General features: G+C 58.7%; 13 protein-coding genes and 1 pseudogene. 9 read left to right on the top strand and 5 right to left on the bottom strand.

All coding sequences use genetic code 11. The features are described 5' to 3' along the window. Positions 1-23 precede the first annotated feature (23 nt). Entirely contained in the window at positions 24-1,403 is a 1,380-nt protein-coding gene (locus tag V6K60_RS06005; protein WP_332449607.1) for an ATP-binding protein, read from the top strand. Positions 1,404-1,558: 155 nt separating this feature from the next. Next, positions 1,559-2,188 (top strand): hypothetical protein, encoded by a 630-nt coding sequence (locus tag V6K60_RS06000; RefSeq protein WP_332449606.1) that lies wholly within the window; start codon positions 1,559-1,561, stop codon positions 2,186-2,188. Between the two features lie 301 nt (positions 2,189-2,489). On the opposite strand, the gene V6K60_RS05995 is transcribed toward V6K60_RS06000, so the two are convergent. After that, positions 2,490-2,870 (bottom strand): virulence RhuM family protein, encoded by a 381-nt coding sequence (locus tag V6K60_RS05995; protein WP_261598444.1) that lies wholly within the window; start codon positions 2,868-2,870, stop codon positions 2,490-2,492. Between the two features lie 79 nt (positions 2,871-2,949). Between V6K60_RS05995 and V6K60_RS05990 the strand changes: the two genes are divergently transcribed. The 7 genes from V6K60_RS05990 to V6K60_RS05960 all read left to right on the top strand — a co-directional run bounded on the left by V6K60_RS05990 (position 2,950) and on the right by V6K60_RS05960 (position 13,337). Next, a complete protein-coding gene (locus V6K60_RS05990; RefSeq protein WP_261598443.1) occupies positions 2,950-3,396 on the top strand; it encodes a hypothetical protein in 447 nt (148 codons plus the stop codon). 31 nt (positions 3,397-3,427) lie between these two features. After that, a complete protein-coding gene (locus tag V6K60_RS05985) occupies positions 3,428-3,871 on the top strand; it encodes a hypothetical protein (RefSeq protein WP_261598442.1) in 444 nt (147 codons plus the stop codon). Between the two features lie 82 nt (positions 3,872-3,953). Further along, positions 3,954-6,398, top strand: coding sequence for a class I SAM-dependent DNA methyltransferase (locus V6K60_RS05980; RefSeq protein ID WP_332449605.1), 2,445 nt, complete (start codon positions 3,954-3,956; stop codon positions 6,396-6,398). Further along, complete coding sequence (locus V6K60_RS05975) at positions 6,395-7,669, top strand: restriction endonuclease subunit S (RefSeq protein ID WP_332449604.1); 1,275 nt, start codon at positions 6,395-6,397, stop codon at positions 7,667-7,669. Before V6K60_RS05980 ends, V6K60_RS05975 begins: the two co-directional genes overlap by 4 nt. Then, a complete protein-coding gene (locus V6K60_RS05970; protein WP_332449603.1) occupies positions 7,669-9,537 on the top strand; it encodes a DUF4209 domain-containing protein in 1,869 nt (622 codons plus the stop codon). Before V6K60_RS05975 ends, V6K60_RS05970 begins: the two co-directional genes overlap by 1 nt. Next, complete coding sequence (locus tag V6K60_RS05965) at positions 9,534-12,623, top strand: type I restriction endonuclease subunit R (RefSeq protein ID WP_332449602.1); 3,090 nt, start codon at positions 9,534-9,536, stop codon at positions 12,621-12,623. The genes V6K60_RS05970 and V6K60_RS05965 overlap by 4 nt, the downstream gene beginning before the upstream one ends. After that, entirely contained in the window at positions 12,624-13,337 is a 714-nt protein-coding gene (locus V6K60_RS05960) for a M48 family metallopeptidase (protein WP_261598504.1), read from the top strand. A gap of 372 nt (positions 13,338-13,709) precedes the next feature. Here V6K60_RS05960 and V6K60_RS05955 read toward each other — a convergent pair whose 3' ends face one another. From V6K60_RS05955 to cdc6, 4 genes and pseudogenes are all read right to left on the bottom strand, one after another. Then, on the bottom strand, positions 13,710-13,883 hold the full coding sequence (locus tag V6K60_RS05955; protein WP_332449601.1) for a hypothetical protein: 174 nt from the start codon (positions 13,881-13,883) through the stop codon (positions 13,710-13,712). Positions 13,884-14,166: 283 nt separating this feature from the next. Next, positions 14,167-15,270: a Fic family protein gene (locus tag V6K60_RS05950; RefSeq protein ID WP_332449600.1), complete on the bottom strand. Its 1,104-nt coding sequence runs from the start codon at positions 15,268-15,270 to the stop codon at positions 14,167-14,169. Beyond that, a complete protein-coding gene (locus tag V6K60_RS05945) occupies positions 15,267-17,309 on the bottom strand; it encodes a type I restriction-modification system subunit M (RefSeq protein ID WP_332449599.1) in 2,043 nt (680 codons plus the stop codon). Before V6K60_RS05945 ends, V6K60_RS05950 begins: the two co-directional genes overlap by 4 nt. Positions 17,310-17,488: 179 nt before the next feature. Further along, positions 17,489-17,860: pseudogene (cdc6, locus tag V6K60_RS05940) on the bottom strand (ORC1-type DNA replication protein); the annotation flags it as partial.

Here is a 17,860-nt window from a genome sequence, read left to right as displayed (position 1 = left end):
TTTGCTCGGGTACGGTGCTAGGTGTGAAGCACGTGAATGACCTATACTCCCTGCTCGCCCGCTTTGAAGGACGGCGGATCGATTTCAAGGAAGAAGTGAGTGCGAACCTCTACAGGCTTCTGTCCGCGTTTGCCAACACTGCCGGCGGGATAGCCGTCATCGGGGTCCGCGACCATGATCATGCCGTCGTCGGCGTCGACCTCAGAAATAATGCTGTCAAAAAACTCGCAGATAGCATAACCACCCGGCTTGGCATTCATCCGGTCATTGAGATCCGCGAGATCGAGAGGAAGTCCGTCGTCACCGTTGCCGTCGAACGGAGCCGCGTGCCGGTCGCCTGTGACGGCCGGTACTACACCCGCATCGGCGACACGACACGCGAGATGCTCCCGGACGAGCTTCGCGGGTTCTTCCAGCAAAGCATTGAGTGGGACAGTGTCGCGGGGCCGTACTCGTTCGACGAGATCGACGAGGAGACGGTGCGGCGTTTCCTTGCCGGTGCGAAGGCGGCAGGTCGCCTCGCTGCCGTCGATCCGGCCGAACCGGTCGAGGCCGTCCTTCGTCGCCTCGGACTTGCCGGGGACGGAGGGATCAGCAACGGAGCCATCGTCCTCTTCGGCAGAGAGCCGCAGCGGTACTTCCAGAACTGCATCCTCCGGATCGGGCGGTTCAAGCGGGCAGATATCATCGTCGGCGACCACGAGATCGGAGGCAATCTCTTTCGCCAGTTTGAGGAGGGCGAGCGGATCATCAAGCAGTATCTCGGCGTCAGGTACGATATCTCGGAGGAGGCAATGCAGGAGTCGTTCCAGAGGAGAGAGGTCTGGGACTACCCGCTTCCGGCGATCCGGGAGGCGCTTCTCAACGCGCTCATCCACCGCGATTACTTCAACAACACGGTCCAGACGCAGGTCAAGATCTTTGACGACCATATCCGCTTCCACAATCCCGGCAATCTTCCCGCAGGCGTTACCATCGATATGATCCTAAAAGAGCACTACTCTTACCACCGCAACCCGAAGGTTGCCGAGATTTTCTACCGTGCCGGGCTCGTCGAACGCTACGGATCAGGTATCGAGCGGATCATCACGGCCTTCCGCAGCGCCGGGATGCCGGTTCCCGCCTTCGTCAGCAGCCCGCTTGGGTTCACCCTGACGATGCGGATGGATATGCTGAACGAGAGTTCCCTTCGGAAGATGGAACTGAATGAACGGCAGATCCTTGCGGTGGAACGGGTCAAGGTCGAGGGGAGCATCACCAGCGGTGCCTATCAATCACTCACTGGCGTCTCGGCAGCGACGGCTTTCAGGGATCTCAAGGCCCTGGTTGACCGTGGTATCCTGGAGCAGGTGAGCCCGTCGAGGAGGAATACACGATACGTCCTGCGGGAGAGGCCATCATGATGTGTGGGTATTTCCAGAGCGTTCCTGCGGAATACGAACTGATCCGGGCCGGAAACCAGGTGGATTCCCCACCTGGCAGGGATAGATGATGGATGAATGAGAGATGAGTGAAAGATGGATGAGAGATACGATGGAATAAGAAGAACTGATCGAAGGTGAGTGATGAGCGCCGGGCCGAGTGTTTCGGGGACGGGACGGGAGGACGGTGCCACACCATCCAGCAGAATCTCGTCCGCGAGTTCCGGAGGGCGGTTGCGCACCTGAAGCGGAACGGTTCGGCAGATACCCTCCTCGCCGATGCCGAGAGCCGGGGGTGGAAGACCGTCCCGCTTCTCCGGCATGTTGCCGAACTCTGTCGCGAGCAGCCGGCAGCGGCCCACAAGACGCTCCTCGCGGTGAAAGAGCGGTATGAAGAACTCTGCCGGCGGCGGCGTTTGGTTCTTGAGGATCGGAAGGTGCTGGCGCTCCACGCACGAACGGAGCCCTACCGCGATATCTGGGACCGGTTCAGTGCGGCCATCGATGACTACGACGACTGCGAGGTGCTCCTCGACGCCCACCATGTCGCCACGGCGATCGACGGCACGGTGCTCTACACCGGGGACTACCGTCACATCATTGTCAACGGGAGCTCATTCTTTCGGAAACCAGCCTCCACGATGTCCGGTACCTGGGCGACCGGATGGGCGGACGGCCGACGGCGTGAAGGAACCGTCGGCGGTTTTTCATATCTCCAGGAAATAAGGCCTGAAGAAACAGTGAGCATCCTCGCTGTTGAAGAGTAGAAAGCCCATCCAGGGCACCCCGAAGGGGAAACATGTGAGTGATAGATAAGATTTGACATCCGGATCTGCGTAACGTCGGGAGACACGAGGCATACGACTTCACCATCCGGCTGAGGAGAACATCGATGCCCTTGTTCTATCACCCGGCAACGTTTACCGGAAACAGAATGCGGGTGATTTCATGGACCGGGATCAAGTACCCATCAAGTACGGAAAAGCCGGCAGATATCTGGATATATGCAGATCGTCGGCAATATTTCCGACATTGATATCAGGAAGCGGGTACTCCGAATACAACCCATCAAGCATTCCTCCCGTCTGGTGCCGCCCACTGACGGAACTGGGTGGCTCTTCGGGAATTGACGCGATATCCAACCGAGATTATGGCATCAAGGTTGTAGTAGTCAAGAGTCCGTGAATCTTCACGATCACCCTCGATTTGAACTGTTAGATATTTTCTAATAGTTGCATCACGGGTCAACTCGCCACATTCGTAGATGTTTTTCAGGTGTACGTTTATTGTCGGAACCGTCACATCGAAGAGCGCCGCCATCATCTTCTGGCTTAACCAGATGGTTTCGTCCTCGTACCTGACCTCGATTGAGTCTTCACCGGCGGCCGAGGTAAATAGCAAAAATTCAACCGTGCTGTTCCGTATCAGTTTCTTCTCATCTCCGCTCATAGTTCCACCCCTGCTCGTACGATATTGTGACGACCCTGCCGAACGCCGGGCTTTCTCTTCTGTGATCCCCGGATCTTCTATGGCGGTTCATGATGCATTCCTCGTTCATATCCGTCAGGAGAAACGCCTTCTCCTAACGGCCCGGCCGCCACCTGAGGGGGGATGGCTATTCGAAGCCGGGACGATCTGCTCAAAGTCGAGCTCCGAACATTTGCCGGAGATCTCCGAACATTTGGTCGCAAGCTTCGAACATTTGGATATATTACGTAAAATTGCGGAACCTATCCGATCTCTGAGGAAAGCGCCCAGAGAATGTGTCGAAGCGACGATCCTCCGCCTCTGTGAGGAAGGATTCCTGACCCTCGATGAACTGGCGGAACTGCTGGACAGCAGAAAGGACTCGCTCCGGAACCACTACATCAATCCCATGCTGGAAGATGGCAGGATTGAGGCGAGATACAAGAATATCCGCAACCATCCCCGCCAGGGGTACCGGACGGTGGCCGGGATTGAGGGTGAGGAGTGATGGGTACCTGCTGGCAGCACCAGGATCCTCCATGGCGCACTGGACGATAACTCTCGCGCGAGAGGGAGCCGCGATCGTCGTCCGGGGCGAGGGCGACGACCCTCACGCTCCTGACTGGATCGACTACGAGATTCGCGGCAACCCCGGCCGGGTGTACCGGGCGTTGCTGGACAGGATCAAACCCGGCCCGTGGTCGTTTCAGGCTGACCGGATGAAGGATGAGCGCGACCTCTACTGGATTGCCGACTGCGCCTATACCGAGGCGCTGCTGCACCCCGGGTGGTCGGTGGAGACCGATCTTCCCCCGCTGCCGGAGGAGCTTCCGGAGGAGTTCCTCCGGCGGGTGCGGGAAGATCCTGCTGGAATCCAGAGTGTGAATCGCGCTCGCGGTGGGACCGGCCCCGCCCGGTGCAAAACTGTTAACATTCATGCAGTCCGAATTGAATCTAACTCCGGTTACGGGAATATTCGATAGATCCGCATAACTTGGCGTCACATTACTCTTAATTCACGGGAAAACGACCGGAAGGAAACCAGATACATAAGGGATGAGAAACTTGGCAATCAAAAAATCCGAACTCTACAGCTCGCTCTGGAGCAGTTGCGACGAACTCCGCGGGGGCATGGATGCCTCACAGTACAAGGATTACGTCCTCACGCTGCTGTTCATGAAATACGTCTCCGATAAGTATGCCGGGAAGCCGGACGCGATCATCGAGGTGCCCGAAGGAGGGAGCTTCGCCGACATGGTGAGGCTGAAGGGCGACAAGGAGATCGGCGATAAGATCAATAAGATCATCGGCAATCTCGCAAAGGCGAACGGTCTCGAGGGGGTCATCGACCAGGCCGACTTCAACGACGAGGATAAACTCGGCCGGGGCAAGGAGATGCAGGACCGGCTCTCCAAGCTGGTAGCGATCTTCGACGGCCTTGACCTTCGGGCGAACCGTGCCGAGGGCGACGATCTGCTCGGCGACGCTTACGAGTACCTGATGCGGCATTTTGCTACGGAGTCGGGCAAGAGCAAGGGGCAGTTTTACACCCCCGCCGAGGTCTCCCGGATCATTGCCAGGGTGATCGGCATTGGCCCCGGTACCCGCCAGGATCAGACCATCTACGACCCCGCCTGCGGATCCGGGTCCCTGCTGCTGAAGGCGAGCGACGAAGCCCCGCGTGGCATCACGATATACGGTCAGGAGATGGACAACGCGACCTGGGCACTGTCGCGAATGAATATGATCCTCCACAGCCACCCGGGCGCGGAGATCTGGCGCGGCAACACGCTTGCCGACCCATATTTCAGGAATCCCGACGGCAGCCTGAAAAAATTCGACTTCGCGGTCGCGAATCCCCCTTTTTCCACCAAGGCCTGGACGAACGGCCTCGATCCAGCAAACGACGAGTTCCGGCGCTTCGAGTACGGCATCCCGCCGGCGAAGAACGGCGATTATGCGTTCCTCCTCCACCTGATCACGTCGCTCAAGAGCACCGGGAAGGGCGCGATCATCCTCCCGCACGGGGTGCTCTTCCGCGGCAACAAAGAGGCTGACATTCGCCGCAATCTCGTCAGGCACGGACTGATCAAGGGCATCATCGGCCTGCCCCCGAACCTCTTTTACGGGACGGGTATCCCGGCCTGCATCATCGTCGTCGATAAGGAGAATGCCCACGCCCGGACCGGGATCTTCATGATCGACGCCTCGAAGGGCTTTGAGAAGGACGGGAACAAGAACCGCCTCCGCTCGCAGGATATCCGGAAGATCGTGGACGTCTTCAACAACCAGATCGAACTGCCCGGCTACTCCCGCATGGTCCCCGTCTCCGAGATTGCGAGCCCCGCGAACGACTACAACCTGAACATCCCGCGCTATATCGATTCGAGCGAGCCCGAGGACCTCCACGACCTCGATGCCCACCTCAACGGCGGCATCCCCGTGCGGGACGTCGATGCCCTGCAGCCCTACTGGTCGGTCTTCCCAACGCTGCGGGAGGCGCTGTTCAGGTCGAACGGCCGCCCCGGGTACCTGGAGCCAAAGGTCGAGCCCGCGCAGGTCAAGCCCACCATCCTCGCCCACGCGGAGTTTGCGGCCTACGCCGGCCGCGTCGCCGCCGTCTTTGATGAGTGGCGGGCGGCGCACGAGCCACGTCTCAAAGGTCTCGACGTCGGCGCAAAGCCCCGGGAGGTCATCCACGCGCTCTCAGAGGACCTGCTCGCGCGATTTGCCGACCTGCCGCTGCTGAACAACTACGACGTCTACCAGTGCCTGATGGACTACTGGACCGGGACGATGCAGGACGACGTCGACCTGATCGCCGCGGACGGATGGGTCGAGGGGACAAAGCCCCGCGGGATCGTCGAGGATAAGGCGAAGAAGATCAAGGAGACGCCTGACCTGAACATCGGCCGCCAGAAGTACAAGATGGACCTGATCCCGCCGGCCCTGATCGTGAGCCGGTACTTCGCCGCCGAGCAGGCCGCCCTCGACGAACTCCAGGCCCGACAGGAGACCGCCGCCCGCAACCTCGAGGAGTTTGTCGAGGAGCAGTCAGGGGAGGAAGGCCTGCTCGAGGACGCGACGAACGAGAGCGGCAACGTCACCAGGGCGACGGTGAAGGCCCGGGCGAAGGAGATCGGCAGGAATCCGGAGTTCGCCGAGGAACGCGAGGCCCTCACGCGGGTCATGGCGCTGATCGAGGCGGAGGCGGGGGCGAAAAAGGCGGTGAAAGAGGCACAGGCAGCGCTCGATGAGCGGGTGCTGGCCCGGTACGCGGCCCTCACCGGGGATGAGATCAGGACGCTGGTGGTGGAGGAGAAGTGGTTCGCTTCACTCCGGGCAGCCATCGAGGGTGAGATGCAGCGGCTGACGCGGCGACTTAGCGGCCGGGTGAAGGAACTCGACGAGCGGTATGCCCGCCCGCTGCCGGAGCTGGAGCAGGAAGTGGAGGCGTTCGGCGCGAAGGTCGAGGAGCACCTGAAGAGGATGGGGCTGGTGTGGGGATGAGTGATAGGCAGTTGACAATGAATGAGTATCAGCCTGTCAATGCTCCTCCATCACCTGATGAAGTGCCGCCGGGGTATAAGTGGACCGAGGTGGGGATGATTCCGGAGGATTGGAGAGTTGAGATTATATCCCAAATTGCAGATGTGAAAACTGGTCCTTTTGGATCCTCACTGCATCAACATGATTACGTTGAAGACGGCATCCCAATAATCACAGTTGAACATCTGAGTGAACATGGCATCGTACACGATAACCTGCCTTTGGTCTCTGACTCCGACCGGTCTCGTTTGAAGAGTTACAGCCTTCGGAAAGATGACATCGTTTTTAGCCGAGTAGGGTCTGTAGACCGAAATTCTCTCATTAGCGAGGCTGAAGATGGGTGGCTGTTCTCTGGGCGGTTACTGAGGGTGCGAGTGTCAAATTGCATCGTCCATTCCCCTTATCTCAGTTATCACTTTCATTCTGAACCTTTCAAACGGAGAGTTCGTGGCGTTGCCGTAGGACAAACTATGGCCTCGCTAAATACACAGATCCTAAAGGGGGTTTATATTGTTCTTCCATCACTCCCCGAACAACGCGCCATCGCCGCTGCCCTCTCCGATGTAGACGGGCTCATCGGGGCGCTGGACGCGCTGATCGAAAAAAAGCGGGCCATCAAGCAAGCAATCATGCAGCAGCTCCTCACCGGGAAGATGAGGCTGCCGGGGTTTACAGGGAAGTGGGAAATGAAGCGACTCGGGGACATTTCTCATATCAAGACAGGGAGCCGCAATAATCAAGATAAGGTTGAAGATGGGCAATATCCATTCTTTGTCCGCTCAGATACTGTCGAGCGCATCAACACCTACTCATATGATTGCGAGGCGATCATAGTCCCCGGTGAAGGTGGAATCGGCAGCATCTTCCACTACATCAATGGCCGCTTTGATCTCCATCAACGGGCTTATAAAATAAGTCATTTCACCAATGACGTCTGCGGTAAACTAATCTATTTCATGATGGTTCAGTGGTTTGGTCCATATGCTATGAGGAATACCGTAAAGGCGACGGTTGACTCGCTCCGATTAGCGACATTTCAGACTTTCACGTTCTCTGCTCCGACTGACGTTGCAGAGCAACACGCCATCGCCGCCGTCCTCTCCGACATGGACGCCGAGATCGCCGTCCTCGAACGCCGCCTGGAGAAGACGAAACAGATCAAGCAGGGCATGATGCAACAGCTCCTCACCGGGCGCATCCGATTGCCATCAGTAGGCAGGGTGAGCGCTTAATGAGCGCCGAACGTTGCCCCGCAGACCTTGGGATCACGCACCAAGACTTCGCGGATTGTGGCTGGAAAGAGGTCTTGGCCAAGACAGAGCGAGACGGTTATTTGTCCATGTGGCAGGCCTTTCATGCCGCTGCAAAACAGGCAACGACAGATGGGCGGCAATCCCACGCGAAGGTGCTCTGGCTGTTGGGCGACGCTTGCTCGATGATGCTGTCTCCTAAAAGCATCAATGAACCCTTCAAGCCCGCTATTGTAATGAGGGGGCAGCGGTCAGTAATCCCCGAGGATCTGTCGGAATCCGACATAACATTCCTTTCGGAAATAGTTGATAGTATTGACGATCCGTGGTTGAAAGCGCGTCTGGCGGACCTTGTCTGGATCAGAAAACGACCACGCGATGTCGGGTATACTCTGGTGGCAATCGATAGTTATCGATCGATCCCATTGGATACCGAGACATGGGTGTCCGATGGTCACGAGTGCTGGGAGCGTGCCATAGGCTTGGCTCGCATGCTCAAAGCGGGATCCGGAGATCGCTTGAAGGAGATGGAAGACGCCGTTATCAGGACTTTCGACACGGCAACGCGTCAGGATGGCTTTCTCGCCCTCTGGCTGGCAGGCCTGCTTTTCGATGATGGACTCGGTCGGGACAAACAAGCAATCATCGCGCAGAAACTCGAGTCCTTGGGACGCGAGTTCGATGACGAGGGTGATCTCCACCGCGCCCGCGAATTCTTTAAGGCTTCAGCAAAGTGGTTTAAGGCAGCCGGCGATAACCCAAAGTCAATTGAAATGACGGTTGCCGTTGCGGAAAGTTTTGTCAAAGAAGCTAAGGCTAGGATTGCATCCGAAAAACCAAGTCATATGGCCGCGGCGGGTTTCTACGAAGATGCTATCCAGACCTATCGCACCATTCCCCGTTCTGAACGACCTGCTCACCGGGTAGATGAGCGCCTCAAAGAGCTACAGTTATGTCTCACCGAATCAGGAATGAAGGCGCTTGATGAGATGGGTGTTATCAGCACTCCGGGTATAAATCTCAGTCAGACCATCGAGGACGCCAGGGATTCAGTGCGTGGCAAGAGCGTTAGTGAAGCTCTGAAGGCGCTCGCCAATGTATATCCATATGTAAAGGTCAAAGAACTTCGCGACAATGTCATCAAGAAGAACCAGCAGTTCCCACTGCAGGCTATATTTCCAGCAACCGTCATGAGTCGTGACGGTCGCGTCATAGCTAGGCGACCGGGCATGAACCTCAACGATACACCTTCCGATAATGACGAGATCGGTATCCATACTGAGATGATCCACGACCATGGAATCTTGGTTGGACTGGTTGTTCAGGGTCGTATCTTGCCTGCACTTGAGGTTCTACTCTTAGAACACCGCTTACGCGAAGTTGATTTTATTAATCTCGCCAATCAGTCGCCGATCGTACCCCCAGGCCGCGAGCGTCTGTTTGGGATGGCCCTGTTTGCCGGTTACGACTACGACTTCGTGACGGCACTTCACCTCCTGGTACCGCAGATCGAGAATATGGTCAGGTTCCACTTAAAATGCGCTGGTGTCAAGACCACAACCCTGGATAGCAAAGGCATTGAGACCGAGAACGGCCTGAGCACACTCATGGATCTGCCTGAGTGTGAAACGATATTCGGCGAGGATCTGACTTTCGAGATACAAGCGCTGTTCTGTGATGCCTTCGGGCCGAACTTGCGTAACGAGCTCGCACACGGCCTTCTCGATGATAGGGCATGTCAAAGCGCTTATGCGATATACGCCTGGTGGCTTGGTCTCAAACTTGTGTTCAATACTTTCTGGAACGCTGCACGTAAGATCAATGGCAGTAACGAGGAGGCAGCAGCATGAGTACCGTCGGCGAGCGTGAGCGCCTCACGCAGGAGCGGGTCGTCGCCTACTTCCGCGACGCCCTCAAGTATCGCTACCTCGGCAACCGGGAACACCGCGAGGGGAACAGCAACGTCGAGGAGGAGCTGCTCGCCGCATGGCTCGCGCGCCGGGGCTATAACGAGAAGATCGTCGGGAAAGTGCTCCACGAACTCGGCAGAGCGAAGGCTATCGGCGGGAACAAGAGCCTCTACGACGCCAACCGCGAGGTCTACGGGCTGCTCCGCTACGGGGTGAAGGTCCGGCCCGACATCGGCGAGCAGCACATCACCGTCTGGCTCATCGACTGGGACCACCCGGAGAAGAACGACTTCGCCGTCGCCGAAGAGGTCACCATCGCCGGCGAGAACAGCAAGCGCCCCGACATCGTGCTCTACATCAACGGCATCGCTCTCTGCGTCCTCGAACTCAAGCGGTCGATCGTCTCCGTATCCGAAGGCATCCGGCAGAACCTCGACAACCAGAAGAAGATCTTCATCCGCCCCTTCTTTTCCACCGTCCAGCTCGTGATGGCGGGGAGCGAGGCCGAGGGGCTCCGCTACGGCGTGATCGAGACACCTGAGAAGTATTACCTGCGCTGGAAAGAGGCCGACGCCCCGGCCGCCGCCGGCAAAATCCCGCTCCTCCGCGAACTCGGCCAGCTCTGCCGGAAAGATCGCCTGCTTGAGATCGTCCACGACTTCATCGTCTTCGATGCCGGGATCAAGAAGACCTGCCGCCACAACCAGTACTTCGGGGTCCGGGCGGCACAGGAACGGGTGAAACGGCGCGAGGGCGGGATCATCTGGCACACCCAGGGCAGCGGGAAGAGCCTGATCATGGTCTGGCTCGCCAAATGGATCCGCGAACACGTGCCGGCCGCCCGCGTCCTGCTCGTCACCGACCGCACCGAACTCGACGAGCAGATCGAGAAGGTCTTTTTAGGCGTCAGCGAGGACATCTACCGCACCCGGAGCGGCGCCGACCTCGTCCGCGTTCTCAACACCGACACCGAATGGCTGGTCTGCTCGCTCGTCCACAAGTTCGGCCGTGGCGACGACCTCAGCGACGCCGATCTTGAGACATACATCGAAGATATCAAAAGCCACCTGCCTAGAGGATTCTCCCCCAAAGGCGAGTTCTTCGTCTTCGTCGACGAATGCCACCGCACCCAGTCCGGCAAACTGCACCAGGCGATGAAGGCGCTCCTCCCCGGGGCGATGCTGATTGGGTTCACCGGCACCCCGCTGCTGAAACAGGACAAACAGAAGAGCATCGAAGTCTTCGGCCCCTACATCCACACCTACAAATACGACGAGGCCGTGAGTGACGGCGTTGTCCTGGACCTCCAGTACGAGGCCCGCGACATCGACCAGAACCTCATCTCGCAGGAGAAGATCGACCAGTGGTTCGAGATCAAGACCCGGGGCCTGACCGACGCCGCGAGAGCCCAACTCAAGAAGCGCTGGGGAACCATGCAGAAAGTGCTCAGCGCACAGGACCGGCTGGAGAAGATCGTCGCCGATATCCTGCTCGACATGGAACTGCGCGACCGGCTCAGAAGCGGCCGCGGAAACGCGCTCCTTGTCACCAGCAGCATCTACTCGGCCTGCCGGTTCTTCGAGATGTTCCAGAAGACCGACCTTGCGGGCAGATGTGCGATCATCACCTCCTACACACCGTCGCCTGCAGACATCAAGGGCGAAGAGACCGGCGAGGGGTTGACCGAGAGGCTGCGGCAGTACGACATCTACCGCAAGATGCTCGCCGAACACTTCGACGAACCGGAGGACACGGCGATGTACAAGGTCGAGCAGTTCGAGAAAGAGGTGAAGAAGCGGTTCATCAACGAGCCCGGGCAGATGAAACTCCTGATCGTTGTCGACAAACTCCTGACCGGCTTTGACGCCCCGCCCGCGACCTACCTCTACATCGACAAACAGATGCGCGATCACGGCCTCTTCCAGGCGATCTGCCGCGTGAACCGCCTTGATGGCGAGGACAAGGAGTACGGCTACATCATCGATTACAAAGATCTGTTCCGGTCGCTTGAGAAGTCGCTCAAGGATTACACCGGCGAAGCCTTCGGCGGCTTCGACAAAGAGGACGTCTCCGGACTGTTGAAAGACCGTCTGGAGAAAGGACGTGAGCGACTTGACGACGCCCTTGAGGCGATCAGAACGTTATGCGAACCTGTCGTTCCTCCCCGGGATACTCTTGCGTATCAGCATTTCTTCTGTGCAGCCGATACCACAGATCCCGGGGCACTCAAGGAGAACGAACGTAAGCGCGTCACCCTCTACAAACTGACCGCCGCACTCCTCCGGGCGTACGCAGGCCTCGCGAACGAGATGCTTGATGCCGGATATGCCGAAGCCGAGGCCGCAGAGATCAGGGCCGAGGTCACCCACTATGACAACGTCCGTAAAGAGGTCATGCTGGCAAGCGGCGACTATATCGACCTGAAACTCTACGAACCGGCCATGCGACATCTCCTCGACACCTACATCAGGGCCGAAGAAAGCGTGAAGATATCGGCATTCGACGATATGCCACTGGTACAGCTCCTCCTCGAACGCGGTGTCGATGCCGTTGAAACGCTCCCGCCCGGTATACGGCGTGATCGCGAAGCAGTTGCGGAGACCATCGAGAATAACGTCCGGAAGCTGATCATCGACGAGACGCCGATCAACCCGAAATATTACGAAAAGATGTCCGAACTGCTGGATGCGCTGATCAAAGAACGCCGGGCGCAGGCACTCGGGTACCTGGAATACTTAAAAAAGATCGTCGAACTGACAAAGCAGATCAAGCGCCCCGGTGATGGCGCACGGTATCCGAAGACCCTAAACAGCCCTGCAAAACAGGCTCTCTACGACAACCTCGGCGAGGATGAAGCGATCGCACTCGCGGTTCATGAAGTGGTAACCTTGACCAAACAGGACGACTGGGCGCACAACCCCATCAAGACGAAGATGGTCCGTATCGCCATCAAGAAGGTCGTTCAGGACGACGATAAACTCGACAAGATCCTTGAACTGGTCAAAAACCAGCAGGAGTACACCTGAATGCACCGGATCTCCGTGAATGGCATGCAGGTCGACGTGATCCGAAAGGACATCCGGAACCTGCATCTCGGGGTATACCCTCCTGAAGGCCGGGTCCGGGTGGCGGCGCCGTTATGCGTGGATGATGAAGCGGTGCGGCTGGCGGTGATCACAAAACTGCCGTGGATCAAACGGCAGCAGACCCGATTCAGGACCCAGGAACGCCAGAGCCCGCGAGAGTACACCTACCGCGAGACGCACTACTATCTCGGCAGACGCTATCTGCTAAACGTTATCGAGGATGCAGGCCCGTCCCGGGTTGAGGTTAACAAGGCAAGGATAGACCTCTACGTTCCGGTGGGAAGCGATGCCGCCAGACGCGAACAGGTCATGCTCAAATGGTATCGAAAGGAGCTCAAGGCCCTGATCCCACCACTGGTCGATACGTGGCAGGAGACGCTCGGGGTGACGGTAGACGACTGGGGAATTAAAAAGATGAAGACCAAATGGGGCAGTTGCAACACCGATGCCCGACGGATCTGGTTGAATCTGGAACTCGCGAAGAAACCGGTTCAGTGCCTCGAATATGTTGTCGTCCACGAGATGGTGCACCTGCTGGAGCGAAATCACACCGACCGGTTCAGGGAATTAATGGATCAGTTCATGCCACAGTGGCGACATTATCGAGATGTGCTAAATCAGGCACCGCTAAGCTACGAGACCTGGAGTTACTGAAAAGCGGCCCCGATACCTGACGATACCTGATTGAGCCTGTCGCCGAGGAAAGTCCGTTGACAGGGTTCCTCAACCGGCAGACCACACTCCCTCCGGTCGGCCGAGGCCCGCGCCTCCGGCGCTTCGCTCCGTTCCGCTCCACTTCGCGAGCCTCACCTCCCTCCAGTCGTGGCGTCTGCCTGATCTTCTCTTCCTGTCCGGGACCTCTGACGACCATGACCGGCTCGGAACTCGCCGGTCATCGTCTGCTGGAAGTGCTCGTCGCGCCGTGCTGCGGCACCGCGCTCCTCGCACGGAGGGGTGGCGCAAGGCCACCCCTCAAACGACCCCCACCACCCGGCGCTGTGCGTCTCCTCAACATACCTTCGGCACTCAACTTCCTGCCGGCCGACGACCGCACCGGAAGGAGGAACAGCCAGTCCGGCTCACCCCTCCGGGCACCCGCACAATCACCATCACCCCGGAGTCCTTATACGCCGGATACCGCTTCCACGCCCGCACCACCGTCGGGTCGATCGCGAACCCCTCGACGTCTCCCGCGCTCATGCCGCCACCCCTGCGCCGCAGACCGCAGGCCCGGCGGCCGGCCGGGTCCGATCGTTGTGCGTCGCCGATGTCGCACAGGACGTTTTGTGCGACATGAAACCCCACTTTGTGTCGCACAAATGGTGTTGTGGGTCATAGGTGTCGCACAAATTCCGTTGTGGGTCAGGAGTGTCCCACAACCCCCGGGGTATGGTTTGTGTATACTCTGGTATACACAAAGTTCGTTGTGTATATCGGATCGGGGTTTTGATATACACAAAACTGTTTGCAGATATCAGGGTATTCACAACCGGTCCCCCTCGGTGATGGCGAGCAGGCGCGGGAAGGCATACATGCTCGCTCTTCGGCCCGCTCCTCGCTGCAATACCTGGATAATGTCGTTCTCCTCCAGGTCCTTGAGGATCTTTGCCCCGCTTACCCTCGGGATCCCTGCCTGCTCGTAAAACTCGGCCGAACTGAAGACCGGCGTTTTAAAGAGCGCATCGATCGCGGCGATCGCGTACTGCGACCGGGTCACCGCCGGCACCGTCTGCTTCATCTCGTTGTAGAGATCGAGGATCGCCCTTGCTTTCCGGCCGTTCGCCCCCGCCTGCTCCTCGATAGCGTGGAGGAAGAACGCTATCCAGCCGTTCCAGTCCCCGTCCCGTGAGACCGCGAGCAGCCGCTCGTAGTAGACCGGCCGGTTCCGCTCAAGATAGGCGCTGATATAGAACATCGGGCTTCCAATCAGCCCCTTCTCGTAGAGGATAAGGGGCACGAGCATCCGCCCGATACGCCCGTTGCCGTCGCAGAACGGGTGGATGAGTTCGAACTGCGCCTTCAGGACCGAGAGCTGGACGAGGACGTCCTTCTCCTCCCGTTGCAGGTATGCCTCCCAGTCCGCGAGCGCCCCGGGAACATCCTCCGGCGCCGGCGGGACATAGATCGCGTGCTCGATATGCGCATCCCGCCCGATGAAGTTCTGGATCGTGCGGACGCACCCCGGCTCCCGGTCCATGCCCCGGCTGCCGGAGAGAAGGATCCGGTGCAGGTCGCAGACGAGGGCCAGATCCAACCGCCGGGTCTTGAGGGCTTCCACCGCAGTATTCAGCGCCTCACGGTAGTTGATGATCTCCCGGATATCGGCGAGGGCCGCATCGCCGATCGGCTCCTTCGGGTTCGCCTCAAAGCGCAGGACGTCCTCAAGCGACGCCTGGGTCCCCTCGATCCTCGAGGAGAGCACTGCCTCCTGCGTCAGGAGCGGGGAGAGCAGGAGCCGTGGGTTCGGGATCGCCTGGAGGATGCCGTCGTAGCGGGCGAGAGCCCGGTTCGCCGACGCTATCTGCGGGATATGGGCCTCCCAGTCGATGCCGGCCGGGGGCAGGGATTCAGGCGCGTAGGGCTTCATCCCATCATCTCCTTCACCATCACCAGGATCTCCGCTTCGAGTCCCTTGATCTCCGCCTCGATCTCCTCAAGTGGCCGGGGCGGCGTGTAGGTGTAGAAGTAGCGGTTGAAGTTGATCTCGTAGCCGACCTTCCCGACCTGGCCGTCTCTTTGGTCCGTCACCGACTCGTTGATCCAGGCATCCGGAACGTGGGGCAGCACCTCACGCTCGAAGTACTCGTAGATGGACTCCGCGAGCGGGACGTTCTCAGTGTCGCGGAGATCGGGATCGGCCTCCGGCATGCCTTTCGCGTCGAGGCAGGCGGGCGCCGTCTCGTCACGCTCGGAGAGCGCCGAGAGGATCGCCTTCTTCACCGCACCGTCGAGTTTCACGCCGCGCTTCCTGAACCCTGCGACCAGAACCTTCTCGAACCGCTGCCGGTCGGTATAGACCTCATCACCAGCCATCTCGCGGAGCACGGAGAGCACCAGGTCCTGCTGCCGCCTCCCTTCGGCGACCTCGGCAGCCCCGGCGTCGCCTTTCTTCTTGCTCGCGGCAAGCCTCTCAAACGCACCTTCGGAAAGCAGGCGTTCGATCCGCTCCGGTGATATACAGAAGTTGAGGCGGAGCGGCCGCTCGACGGTGATCTTCCGGTACCCGAACTCCGTGGCATCAAAGATCTTCACGATCTTCGACTCCTCAAAGGTCCGGAAGAGCCTCGTGATCTCCCGGATCTGCGATTCCGTTATCTCGTGGCGCTTGTCCCCGAGACTCCTGCGCATCTTCGCGTAGCAATTGGTCGCATCGATGAGCTGCACCTTCCCCTTCCGCCTCTCCTCCTTCCGGTTCGAGAGCACCCAGATGTAGGTGTTGATCCCGGTGTTGTAGAAGAGCTGACCCGGCAGCGCCACGATCGCCTCAAGCCAGTCGTTCTCCAGTATCCAGCGCCGGATCTCGCTCTCACCCGAACCAGCATCCCCGGTAAAGAGCGGCGAACCGTTCATGACGATCGCGATCCTGCTCCCGCCGTCCTCCGTCGCCTTGCGCTTGGCGAGCATATGCTGCAGGAAGAGGAGTTGCCCGTCGCTGATCCGGGGGAGGCCCGCCTCGAACCGCCCGGCCGACCCGCGATCGTACTCAGCCCTGATGAAGTCCTCCTCCTTCTTCCAGGACTTCCCGTAGGGCGGGTTGCAGATCATGTAGTCGAACTTCATCCCCGGATGTCCGTCTCTTGAGAACGAGGAGTCGGGCTTGATATTGTCCGCATCGCGGTCGTCGCCCTTGATCAGCATATCGCTCTTGCAGACCGCATACGTCTCGTCGTTCGTCTCCTGCCCGAAGAGCCGGATATCCGCGTTCGGGTTGATCTCAGAGACAATGTGCTCCTTGGTGACCGAGAGCATCCCACCGGTCCCGCAGGCCGGATCGAGGACTGTCTTGATGATATGATTGTGGGCGAGCATATCCGCGTCGCCCGCGAGCATGAGGTTCACCATCAGTTTGATCACCTCGCGGGGCGTGAAGTGCTCGCCGGGATTCTCGTTGTTCTGTTCGTTGAACTTCCTGATGAGTTCCTCGAAGATGTAGCCCATCTGGTGACTGCTCACGCGGTCGGGGTGAAGGTTCACCGTATCGGAGGCAAACTTCTGGATGAGCAGATAGAGCGATCCTTTCTCATGCAGGGCCTGGATAGAATTGCGGATCTTAAACCGGTCCAGGATATCTCTGACGTTCTCGGAGAAGCCATTGATGTAGTCGATCAGATTCTTATGGATATTCGCCGGGTCGTCGAGGAGGCGTTTGAAATCATATTTTGAAACATTATAAAAGGCATAGCCCGATTCGTGTTTGAGAACACCGTCAAGGTTCTGGATCTCGTCTTTTAATTCAGTGTATTTTTTCAGCACATTCTCTTTGGTCGGCGCGAGCACACAGTCGATGCGGGCGAGGACTGTGAACGGCAGGATCACATCAGGATATTTCGAGCGTTTAAAATCGTCGCGAAGGACATCATCTGCGACAGTCCATATAAAACTGGTGATGTGCTGGAAATCTGCCATATAACTATTCGATGGCGAGAAAGTGTATTAAGAGTGATTATTTGTGATCGCACGGGTTCCTGACCGACGGATCCGCCGGCCATCTCGTCCGCTATAAACGATTCAAACCCCGACCCCACCGGCCGGCCCTGTGCCAAAAAAGAAAGGATCTCCTGCACCACGATCAGACCCCGCCCCCCTCACTCCCCGGCGGTACCCCGCTTCCCGCATACCTGTACAACCTTCTCCGGCTCGTACCGCAACGCAACCTCGCTCGTCCTCCCGCCGGCCTGCACCCGGATCAGGTCGACCAGTCGCAGGGAGTCAAGTTTTCGCAGTTGCCGGGAGAAGACCGTGTAGCCGACCTTCGGCGTCTCCTCTACCCGGCCGTAGATCGCGCCGGAGACCAGCGGCCCGCTCTCCTCCTGCGACAACTCCGCGATCCGCCGGAGCAGCAGCCGCTCATCCAGAGAGAGCGCCCGGATGGTGCAGGCGAGGTGGACGTGCTTTGCCTGCTCGTAGGCCCTCGTGATATCCTCCTCGACGACCTCGGTGCGGGCGGCGCACTCCGC

The organism is Methanoculleus sp. (assembly GCF_036677455.1).
Lineage (GTDB): Archaea > Halobacteriota > Methanomicrobia > Methanomicrobiales > Methanoculleaceae > Methanoculleus.
Note: the sequence above shows the minus strand (reverse complement) of the source record. Positions and strands in the feature narration are given on the sequence as shown.